9 protein-coding genes are annotated in these 10,018 nt (G+C 70.4%); 5 read left to right on the top strand and 4 right to left on the bottom strand.

The genetic code is table 11. The features are described from left to right. Together I55_RS20655 and I55_RS20650 are read left to right on the top strand one after the other, a co-directional pair. Nucleotides 1–1,319 (top strand): TonB-dependent siderophore receptor (locus tag I55_RS20655; protein WP_044562474.1); only part of this gene is annotated, 1,319 nt, incomplete at its 5' end. Nucleotides 1,320–1,559: 240 nt separating this feature from the next. Then, the gene (locus I55_RS20650; RefSeq protein ID WP_044562473.1) at nt 1,560–2,672 is read left to right on the top strand and encodes a tetratricopeptide repeat protein; all 1,113 of its coding nucleotides are present in this window, start codon (nt 1,560–1,562) and stop codon (nt 2,670–2,672) included. On the opposite strand, the gene cysS is transcribed toward I55_RS20650, so the two are convergent. From cysS to I55_RS20635, 3 genes are all read right to left on the bottom strand, one after another. Next, nucleotides 2,669–4,054, bottom strand: a complete 1,386-nt coding sequence (gene cysS / locus I55_RS20645; RefSeq protein WP_044562472.1) for a cysteine--tRNA ligase — start codon at nt 4,052–4,054, stop codon at nt 2,669–2,671. The genes I55_RS20650 and cysS overlap by 4 nt on opposite strands. A 57-nt stretch (nt 4,055–4,111) precedes the next feature. Further along, on the bottom strand, nt 4,112–5,458 hold the full coding sequence (gltX, locus tag I55_RS20640) for a glutamate--tRNA ligase (protein WP_044562471.1): 1,347 nt from the start codon (nt 5,456–5,458) through the stop codon (nt 4,112–4,114). 241 nt (nt 5,459–5,699) lie between these two features. After that, the gene (locus tag I55_RS20635) at nt 5,700–6,128 is read right to left on the bottom strand and encodes a hypothetical protein (protein WP_049974346.1); all 429 of its coding nucleotides are present in this window, start codon (nt 6,126–6,128) and stop codon (nt 5,700–5,702) included. A gap of 353 nt (nt 6,129–6,481) precedes the next feature. On the opposite strand from I55_RS20635, the gene I55_RS20630 reads away from it, so the two are divergent. Both I55_RS20630 and I55_RS20625 read left to right on the top strand, forming a co-directional pair. Then, nucleotides 6,482–7,159 carry a DsbA family protein gene (locus I55_RS20630; protein WP_044562470.1) on the top strand — a complete coding sequence of 226 codons (678 nt, stop codon included), beginning with the start codon at nt 6,482–6,484 and terminating at the stop codon, nt 7,157–7,159. 37 nt (nt 7,160–7,196) lie between these two features. Further along, entirely contained in the window at nt 7,197–8,111 is a 915-nt protein-coding gene (locus tag I55_RS20625; RefSeq protein ID WP_044562469.1) for an alpha/beta fold hydrolase, read from the top strand. Nucleotides 8,112–8,156: 45 nt separating this feature from the next. Here I55_RS20625 and I55_RS20620 read toward each other — a convergent pair whose 3' ends face one another. Next, the gene (locus I55_RS20620; RefSeq protein WP_083901297.1) at nt 8,157–9,110 is read right to left on the bottom strand and encodes a DUF1080 domain-containing protein; all 954 of its coding nucleotides are present in this window, start codon (nt 9,108–9,110) and stop codon (nt 8,157–8,159) included. Nucleotides 9,111–9,303: 193 nt separating this feature from the next. Here I55_RS20620 and I55_RS20615 point away from each other — a divergent pair. Beyond that, a partial coding sequence (locus I55_RS20615) for a serine hydrolase (protein ID WP_148293868.1) occupies nt 9,304–10,018 on the top strand: 715 nt, incomplete at its 3' end.

The raw sequence follows: 10,018 nt of genomic DNA, 5'->3' as shown, positions 1-10,018 counted from the left end.
CCGACGGCACGCCCACCCATTACAGCCGCAGCACCAGCACCTCGGCCGACTGGAGCCGCTGGGACATCCAGACCCAGCAGATGTTCGCCGACATCCGCCACGACCTCGGGTCCGGCTGGATCGCCAAGGCCAGCGTCATGCACAGCGTGACCGAGGGCGACAGTGACCTGTTCTATGTCTACGGCACGCCGGACAAGACCACGGGCGACGGCCTCTACTCCTACCCCTCCGCCTACCACAACCATGACCGGCAGTGGACGGCGGAGGCCTATGTCTCCGGCCCGGTGCAGGCCCTGGGCCGCACCCATGACCTGGTGCTGGGCGGCAACTGGGGGCGCAGCAACAGCTTCCAGCATTCCGACTACGGCCAGGGCATCGGCACCGCGCTGCCGGGCTACAGCGCCTTCGACGGCAGCTATCCGGAACCGGCCATGGACGCCTACACCGGCGAGGCGCATTACTACTACACCCGCGAAACCGGCTATGCCGCCGCGCGGTTCAGCCTGTTGGATCCGCTGAAGCTGATCACCGGCGTCAACGTCACCCACGTGAAGATGTCGGGCGACAGCTATGGCGCGCCCAACAGCTATGACCTCACCCGCGCCCTGCCCTATGCCGGCCTGGTCTATGAGGTGACGCCGCAGATCTCGGCCTATGCCAGCTATGCCCAGATCTTCAACCCGCAGACCCAGACGGACATCAACAACAAGATCCTGGCCCCCATCGAGGGCGACAACGTGGAAGTGGGCGCCAAGGGCGCCTGGTACGACGGCAAGCTGAACGCCAGCTTCGCCCTGTTCCAGGCCAAGCAGGACAACACGGCGGAAAGCGCCGGCTATAACCTGACGACCGGCCAGACCTACTACACCGGCGTCAACGCCACCTCGCAGGGCGTGGAGGCGGAGGTGTCGGGCCAGGTGGTGCCGGGCGTGCAGCTGGCCGCCGGCTACACCTATGTGGAGATCGAGGACGAGCAGGGCCACGCCGCGCGCACCTATGTGCCGCGCCACACCCTGCGCCTGTCGGCCAACTACCAGGCCACGGACAAGCTGAAGCTGGGCACCACCCTGTCGTGGCAAAGCCGCATCTATCGCGACCAGCAGGCCGTCAGCACCACCACCGGCAAGGAAATCTACAGCGAGCAGGGCGCCTACGCGCTGCTGGGGGTGATGGCGCACTACGACATCGACCGGAACTGGTCCATCACCGCCAACCTGAACAACCTGACGGACGAGAAATACATCACCAGCCTGTATTGGTCCCAGGGCTACTACGGCGCCGGGTTGAACGGCACCGTCAGCATCGGCTGGAAGATGTGAGCGGCGGTCGGCTGAAGCGCTGAATCCGCGCTGGATCAGAAGGTTAGGGGTTCCCGGGTGCGATCCGGGAGCCCCTGTCCCTTTGAGGCGCCAGTGCCTATGGCGAGCGCCGTATCCCTTCCTCCATACCCGTCAGCGCGCCCCCTGCCCTTAAGGTCCCCCAGGTCCAGCGCGCGTTGACAGCCCCACCCCCCGTCCCCACGTTTGGCCGGCCCCCTCTTGGCAAGGGACCGTCCCCACATGCCGGCGCACCCCGCGTTTCCCTTCACCCATCCCGCCCCGGCCCTTTCCGGCGGCCTGCACCATCATGGCCGCGGCCTGATCGACCAGGGCCGGCCGGAGGACGCGCTGCCCGTCTTCCTCCAGGCCGTCGCGCTGGCGGGGCAAGGGGCCGTCGCCCCGGCGGGGCAGGATGCCGCCGCAAGCGACACCGACCCCGACCGCCTGGGCCGCATCCTCTATGACCTGGGCTATTGCCTGTATGACCTGGGGCGGGTGGAGGAGGCGCTGGCGGAGTTCCAGCGCGCGGTGGCGGCGGCTGAACGGGGCGATGCCCAGGGGCTGGTGCATTGGGACAGCCTGGCGGCCTGCCAACACCTGGTGGGCACCTGCCTGGCCCGTCTGGACCGGGACACCGAGGCGCTGGCCTGGTTCATCCAGGCGGCGGAAACCGCCGGCCATGGCGACATCCAGGGCCGGGTGGACCATGAGGCGGTGGGCCACAGCCTGCACCAGGCCGCCGCGTGCCTGGCCCGCCACGGCCAGCCCGACCAGGCCCTGCCCTGGCTGCAACAGGCGGTGGCCGCCAAGGAACAGGGCGACACCCGCTCAAGCACCAGTCCGGCCCGCGTCGATCAGGCCAGCCTGGGCGCCAGCCTGCACCTGATGGCCGACTGCCTCTACGCCCTGGGCCTGGTGGAGGACGCGCTGGTCTGGTTCCAGCGCAGCGTGACGGCCCTGGCGCGCGGGCCCCTGGACGGCCCCGTCAGCCATGACGACGTCGGGCGCGCCCGCCTGCGCGTCGCCCAGTGCCTGATGGATCTGAAGCACCCCGCCGACGCCCTGCCCTGGGCCCTGGCCGCCGTCACGGCGGTGGAGGACGGCGACGCGGCGGGGCGCGTGAACCTGGAGGGCCTGTGCCACGCCCTGCGGGCGGTGGCCGACACCCTGGCGGCGCTGGGCCGTGACCCTGAGGCCATGGACTGGTACCGCCACGCGGCCGAAACCGCCGAGCACGGCGATCCCGCCGGCCTGGCCGCCCCCCTCGCCCAGGGCGCAGCCTGCCTGCGCCGGCTGGGCCGCATGGACGAGGCGGCGGCGTGGGAGCTGCGGGCCAGGGCGCCGGTGGGTTAAGTCCGCTTCCAGGTCGTGCCCTGCGGCCCGTCCTCCAGCACCACGCCCTGTTCCAGCAGCTCCTTGCGGATGCGGTCGGCCTCCGCGAAATTTTTCGCGGCGCGGGCGTCCTTGCGGGCCTGGATGGCGGCCGCGATGGCGGCCTCGTCCAGGCCTTGGGCGCCCTTGGGAACCCAACGGAACCAGGCCTCGGGATCCTGGGTCAGCAGGCCCATCAGACCGGCGGCGGCCTTGAAGTCGGCGGCCACGGCCTGGCGCGCGGCCGCCTCCGTTTCCTTGTGGAAGCGGTTGGCCAGTTCATGCAGCAGGCTGAAGGCCAGCGGCGTGTTCAGGTCATCCTCAAGGGCGGCCAGAACCTCATCAGGCACTTTGGCGGCCGGCACCTCGCCCGTTTCCCCTTGGGCCGCCCGCAACACGCCGTACCAGCGGTCCAGCGTCGCCTTGGCCTGGCGCAGGCCGTCCTTGGAGAAGTCCAGCGGCTGGCGGTAGTGGGCGGCCAGCAAGGCCAGGCGCAGGGCCTCGCCCGGCACCTCGTCCAGCAGCTCGGCCACCGTGAAGATGTTGCCCAGCGACTTCGACATCTTGTCGCCGGACATGGTCAGGAAGCCGGCGTGGACCCAGTAGTTGGCCATGACCTGGGTGCCGTGGGCGCAGCGGCTCTGCGCGATCTCGTTCTCATGATGGGGGAAGATCAAATCCAGCCCGCCGCCGTGCACGTCGAACACCGGGCCCAGGTGGGCGGCGGTCATGGCGCTGCACTCAATATGCCAGCCGGGACGGCCGCGACCCCAGGGGCTGTCCCAGCCCGGCTGGTCGTCGGCCGAGGGCTTCCACAGGATGAAGTCGGCGGGGCTCTGCTTGTAGGGCGCCACCTCGACCCGGGCGCCGGCGATCATCTCATCCACGCTGCGGCGCGACAGGCGGCCGTAGTCGGGCATGGACGGCACGTTGAACAGCACGTGGCCCTCTGCGGCGTAGGCGTGGCCGGACGCTATCAGCCGCCCGATCATGGCGATCATGGCGTCGATGTGCCCGGTGGCGCGCGGCTCCACATCCGGGCGCAGCAGGTTCAGTGCGTCCATGTCGGCATGAAACTGCGCCGTCGTCGTCTCCGTCACCGTCTCGATGCTTTGGCCCAGCGCCTTGGCCCGGTCCATGATCTTGTCATCAACGTCGGTGATGTTCCGGGCGTAGGTGACCTTTGGATAAAGGTGCTTCATCACCCGCGCCAACAGATCGAAGGCGGTGAAGGTGCGCCCGTTGCCGATGTGGGCGTAGCTGTAGACGGTGGGACCGCAGCAGTAGATCCGCACATGGGCAGCGTCGACGGGCACGAAGACTTCCTTCGCGCGGGTGAGCGTGTTGTAGAGCTGAAGCGCCATGACGGATTGACCTGGGATGAGAGGAAAAGACGATAATACGCTGAGGATGCGGACAGTTTAAGCGGTTTGCCCGGACAGCCGGGCCAGTGCCCGCTCCCGCCCGATGAGGGGCAGCAGGGTCTTCAGCTCCGGCCCATGCTCCAGGCCGGTCAGGGCCAGGCGCAGGGGCATGAACAGGGCCTTGCCCTTGGCGCCGGTGGCGGCCTTCACCGCCTCCACCCACTGGCCCCAGGTGTCGGGGCCCCAAGGGCTGGCGGGCAGCAGGCCGGCGGCGGCCTCCAGGAAACCGGCGTCGGTGACGACGGGCGCCAGCGGGGCGTGGGTGATGTCCCACCAGCCCTTGGCCTCCGCCACATGGCTGATGTTGGGGCGCACGGCCAGCCAGAAGGCCTCGTCCGCGCCCGGCATGCCCAGGCCGCCCAGGCGCTCCGCCACCGCCTCATAGGGCATGTGGTGCAGGATCTGGGCGTTCAGGCGGTGCAGGTCCTCCGCATCGAACTTGGGCGTGCCCCGGCCGACCTTGGCCAGGTCGAAGTCGGCCACCAGGTCGGCCAGCGTGCCCCGGGCCTCCACCGCGTCCGACGTGCCGATCTTGGCCAGCAGCGACAGGATGGACAGGGGCTCCAAACCGGAGTCCTCGCGCAGGCTCTTCAGGCTCAGGCTGCCCAGGCGCTTGGATAGGCCGGCACCGCTGGCGTCGGTGATCAGGGGGAAATGGCCGAAGGCGGGGACGGGGCCCCCGAGCGCTTCATAGAGCTGGATCTGCACGGCGGTGTTGGCCACGTGGTCCTCACCCCGGATAACGTGGGTGATGCCCAGCTCGATATCGTCCACGACGGAGGCGAAGGTGTAGAGCGGCTGGCCATCCTCCCGGATCAGCACCGGGTCGCTGAGGTCCTGGCCCTGGAAACGCTGGGGCCCGCGCACCAGGTCGTCCCAGGCGACGGGGGTATGCTCCAGCTTCAGGCGCCAATGCGGGCGGCGGCCCTCCGCCTCCAGCCGCGCGCGGTCGGCATCGGTCAGGCGCAGGGCGGCGCGGTCGTACAGCGGCGGGCGGTGCTGGGCCAGCTGGGCCTTGCGCTTCAAGCCCAGCTCATCCGGCGTCTCATAGCACGGGTAGAGGCGGCCGGCGGCCTTCAGGCGGTCCGCCGCCAGGGCATAGCGGTCCAGCCGGTCGGACTGGCGGGCGAAACGGTCCCACTCCAGGCCCAGCCAGCGCAAATCCTCCTCGATGCCGGCGGCGTACTCGGCCGTCGACCGCTCCCGGTCGGTATCGTCCATGCGCAGCAGGAAGCTGCCGCCCTTCCTGCGGGCGAACAGCCAGTTCATCACCGCCGCGCGGGCGTTGCCGATGTGAAGGCGGCCCGTGGGGCTGGGCGCGAAACGGACGGCGACAGAGGTCATGGCGAAAGCGGGCCTTATAAGAAACCGGACGAAACCAAGGCCGGCAGCGATACCACGAAGCGGTCCGGAAACAAAAGGCGGAGCCGCCGGCCCCGCCTTGGCTTACCCAGCCCTCAAACGCCGGGCGCGGCCATTCGGCCGCTGGGCTTCCTCGCTCCGTCCTTCGGTACTCGCTCCGGGGCCGCCGGTCGGTGGCCTCCAGCGGTCCTGCTCCAGGCCGCTGATTCGGGCGGGTTGCCGTTCAGAACTTCTTGCGGTGGAAGGCGGCGGCCAGGGCCTTGACCGAGGCCGCCTGCTTCACCGTGCCCTCCGCCTTGGGCGGGGGGGCGCCGTTCAGGATGGGCGGTTGAGTGGCCAGGCGGGTGCCACCCATGCGGGAAACGATGGCGTCCAGCTGGGCGGGCGTCAGGCGCTGCGGCGCCGGCGGCCGGCGGGCGGTGCCGGCCGGAGCGGTGCCGGGGGTGCCGAGTGCCGGCGCAGCGCCACCGCCACGCGCCGCGCGCTCGATGGCCGCACCGGTGATGCCCTTCAGGAAGGGTTTGCAGAGGCCGCGCATCAACTGTTCGTCGGCCAATGCCCAGGCCATCAGGATGCGCTGCGCCTGGGCGCGGCTGCCCTGCGCCTGGGCCATCGCCTCGCGAATCTTCATGCTGACGTAGGTTTCGCTCATGGAACGGGTCTCCCCCACGGGACCCCATCGGGGATCCCCAGCCGACCGAACCGGCCTATTTCGAAAGCGTCCGCGATTTAACCACCAGGCGCCATCGACCAGGGCCGGCGGCGTGCCCACATAATATAACGATCAGAAAAGTTTAGCGCAGGAGCCCGCCTCCCGGAACGAAAAAGAAACCCCAGGCATTCGGCGGCCGCCCGTCCGTGGCCCTCGTCCGGGCGCATACACCTTTGGAGGAGGCTCGCGCCGGGCGCACCACCGCCGTATAGTCCGACCGCCTTGACCGGCGCCTGGGCGATCCGCCCGGCCGGCCCCCACGACCCGCACTGGACCACCCCGCCGGCCTGCCCATGCTGATCGAAATCGTCGCCGACTTCGTCTGTCCGTGGTGTTACATCGGCAAGCGCCGGCTGGAGCGGGCGCTGGCCCAGCGCCCCACCCTGGTGCCGGAGGTGCGCTGGCTGCCTTTCCAGCTGGACCCCGACACACCGTCAGGCGGCGTGGACCGCACCATCGACCTGCTGGCCAAGTTCGGCAGCGTGGAGCGCATCCGCCAGGTCAACGCCCTGCTGGAGCAGACGGCGGCGGCGGAGGGCCTGACGCTGAACCTGGATCGCATCCGGCGCACCCCCAACACGCTGAACGCCCACCGCCTGCTGCGCCAGGCCGAGGCGACGGGCGGGCTGGGCAACAGCCTGGGTGGTACGCAGGCGCAGACCCTGGCGGCCGCCCTGCAGACGGCCTATTTCCGCGACGGCCGCGACATCGGCGACCGAGCGGTGCTGGCAGCCATCGCCGGGGAGGTGGGCATGGACGCCGAGGCCGCCGACCGCTTCCTGCACAGCGACGCCGACCGCGACGCGCTGCGCCAGTCACTGGCCGCCGTGCGCCAGCTGGGTATCCAGGCCGTGCCCTGCTTCATCTTCAACCGCCTCTACTCCCTGTCGGGCGCGCAGGAGCCCGGCGCCTTCCTCCCGCTGCTGGACCTGGCGGGGGCGGAGGGGGTGGTGGCCAGCGCCGCCGGCTGAGCCGGGACCGGAAACCTCGTCAAAGGGTTCATACGGCATGCAAAACACCGCACCCCATAACACGGCGCCGGAGATCGCCCACCTCTCCACCCCTCTGCTCGACATCGCCTACCTGACGGGCGGCCCGGCCGACGGACCGCCGGTGCTGCTGCTGCATGGCTGGCCGGACGACGCGCACACCTGGGACGCCGTGGCGCCGGCCCTGTGGGACGCGGGGTACAAAACGGTGGCGCCCTGGCTGCGCGGCTTCGGCCCCACGCGATTCCTGTCCAGCCAGACCACCCGCTCCGGCCAGATCGCCGCCCTGGCGCAGGACGCGCTGGATCTGGCCAACGCGCTGGGTTGGCAGCGCTTCACCGTCTTCGGCCACGACTGGGGCGCGCGCATCGCCTATTTCCTGGCCGCCGTCGCGCCGGACCGGCTGTGCCGCGTCGCCGCCCTGTCGGTGGGGTGGGAGCCGGGCAGCCTGCCCACCCCGCCCCTGCCCCAGGCCCAGCGCTATTGGTACCAATGGTTCCTGACGACGGAACGGGGGGCCGAAACCATCTGCCACGACGGCAAGGCCTTCGCCCGCCACCAGTGGGACACCTGGTCGCCCCCCGGCTGGTATGAGGAGTCGGCGTTCGAGCGCACGGCGGCGGCGTTCGAAAACCCCGACTGGGCCGCCATCACCCTGCATTCCTACCGCGTGCGCTGGGACGAGGCCAAGCCCGACCCCCGCTATGCCGAGTTGGAGAAGCGCCAGCGCGCCGCCCGCACCCTGTCCATCCCCACCCTGATGATCCACGGCGACGACGACCGCTGCACCCTGCCCGCCACCACCGAGAGGGCCGCCGGCCACTTCACCGGCCCCTACCACCGCGAACTGCTGCCCGGCGTCGGCCACTTCCCCACGCGGGAGGCGCCGGCGGAGGTCAGCCGGCTGCTGCTGGAGTTCCTGAAGGAGTCTTGACGTATGCCCTCAAGCACCGGGCACCGGCATCCGCCGGCTTGGCTTTCACTCCGCCACGACACGCGGCAGCGTGGTGATGGGCTCCAGCGTGATGCGGCGGAAAAAGGTTTCCGCCCCTTCGGACTGTAGTTGGATACGGCCGTGGGTCAGCGGTTCCGATGCCCGGTCACCGTGCCACTCCCGCAGCTCGCGCACCGCCATCACCGGCACGCCGTTCACCACATGCACCGCCTGGTCACCCAGGACGTAGAGGTCCAGCACGTTCCATTCGCCCACCGGCTTTTCCGCATCGCTGGCCGCTTCCACGTTCCAGGCCGGCTGCCGCACGACAACGCTGCGCCCGCCGGCCATGTAGCGCCGCTGCGGGTCGATCAGGGAGCGGTCGCGCCCCACCTCCGTCACCGCCGTGACGTTGGGCCCCACCGGCACCACCATGCCGACGGAGCCCACCATGATCTCGAACTCCGCCGCCGCCATCCAGGTGCCGTAGACGGCGCCGGGCGCGCCATGGCTGTGGTACAGCAGGCCGTTGTTCTGCGGCATGCCCAGGCGCGGGGCGTAGCGGGCCTTGCCCCATTTGTATTCCAGGCGCAGGTGATAGTTGGCGTGGTCGCCCCGGTTGACGATGCCGCCCCAGGTCTGCCCGGTGATGAAGATCGCCGGCTCCCCGTCCTCCGTCACCACGTGGAAGATACGATCGATGGCCGCCTTGTCGGCACCGATGGGCGCCTGCCCCGGCCGCGGCAGATAGGTGCGCGCCGGATCGGGATAGCCCAGCCAGGCATCCCAGTCGCCCAGGTCATGGCCGTTGAACAGGCTGACCGCCGGCCCCGCGGGTGCGGGCACATCCACCAGGCGCAGGCGCTGCGCCTGGAAGGGCGGATCCTCCGCCAGCACCGCCTCCAGCGCCGGGTTGACCTTGACGGTCTCCGCCGCCCGCGCCGGCACTCCGGCCACCCCCATCGCCAGGACCAGTGCCCACGCCGCCCGTATCGCCATGTCGCTTCCTCACCTTGGGTGTTATCGCTGATGTTATCGATTTCATAGCAGCGGTCGTGGTGAAACGGCAGGGGTTTCATCCTGGTTGACGCCACATCATCCAAGTGGCCCCATGACACCCCGCCCGGATGGCCTTTGCCCCGGCGGCGTGATCTCGGCGAAGCTTCCGCCCGCGTAACCGGGGAGAGGCGGCATGAACGGATGGGTTTGCGGACGGCGGCAGATGCTGGGTGGCTTGGCGGGGGCGGCCCTCACCGGACTGATCCCAGTGGCCACACGGGCGGCGGCGCCCGACCCGGCCCGGCTGGCCGCCGTGCTCAACAGCCTGCGCACCGACCCGCACCCGGACCTCAAGGGCGTCGTCGTCCTTCAGCACGGCCGGCGCGTGGCGGAGGCCTATTACAACGGCGACGGCGCCAGCACGCTGCACGACATCCGCTCCGCCACCAAAAGCCTGACCGGCCTGCTGATGGGCATCGCCATCGACCGGGGCCGGGTGGCGGGCGTGGACACCCCCATCAGCCGTCACCTGCCGGGCCCCCTGCCCGCAGGCTGGGAGGCGATCACCCTCCGCGACCTGCTGACCATGCGCTCCGGCCTGGCGGCCGACGACACCGACCCCGCCTCCCCCGGCAACGAGGACACGCTGGATGAGGCGGGGGAGCGAAGCGGCGACTGGGCCACGGCCGCCCTGGCCGTGCCGGTACGGGAGGCGCCGGGCCGCACCTACCAGTACTGCTCCCTCAACGCCTTCCTGGTGGGCCTGATCGTGGAGCGCGCCACGGGCCAAAGCCTGGACGTCCTGGCGCAAGANGCCCTGTTCGCCCCCCTGGGCATCCAGGCCCACGCCTGGCGCACCCTGCCTGGCGGCCACNGCACCGGTCAGGGTAACCTGTCAATCACCGCCC

The sequence above is a fragment of the Azospirillum sp. B4 genome, from assembly GCF_000333275.1.
In the GTDB taxonomy this organism is placed as follows: Bacteria; Pseudomonadota; Alphaproteobacteria; order Azospirillales; family Azospirillaceae; genus Nitrospirillum.
This window is presented reverse-complemented; position numbering and strand designations above follow the sequence as displayed.

What these genes read in the sequence shown, in the direction of transcription:
- I55_RS20650 (WP_044562473.1), top strand. Translation starts at nt 1,560, where the DNA reads ATGCCGGCGCACCCCGCGTTTCCCTTCACCCATCCCGCCCCGGCCCTT.
- I55_RS20625 (WP_044562469.1), top strand. Translation starts at nt 7,197, where the DNA reads ATGCAAAACACCGCACCCCATAACACGGCGCCGGAGATCGCCCACCTC.
- I55_RS20635 (WP_049974346.1), bottom strand. Translation starts at nt 6,128, where the DNA reads ATGAGCGAAACCTACGTCAGCATGAAGATTCGCGAGGCGATGGCCCAG.
- cysS (WP_044562472.1), bottom strand. Translation starts at nt 4,054, where the DNA reads ATGGCGCTTCAGCTCTACAACACGCTCACCCGCGCGAAGGAAGTCTTC.
- I55_RS20630 (WP_044562470.1), top strand. Translation starts at nt 6,482, where the DNA reads ATGCTGATCGAAATCGTCGCCGACTTCGTCTGTCCGTGGTGTTACATC.
- gltX (WP_044562471.1), bottom strand. Translation starts at nt 5,458, where the DNA reads ATGACCTCTGTCGCCGTCCGTTTCGCGCCCAGCCCCACGGGCCGCCTT.
- I55_RS20620 (WP_083901297.1), bottom strand. Translation starts at nt 9,110, where the DNA reads ATGGCGATACGGGCGGCGTGGGCACTGGTCCTGGCGATGGGGGTGGCC.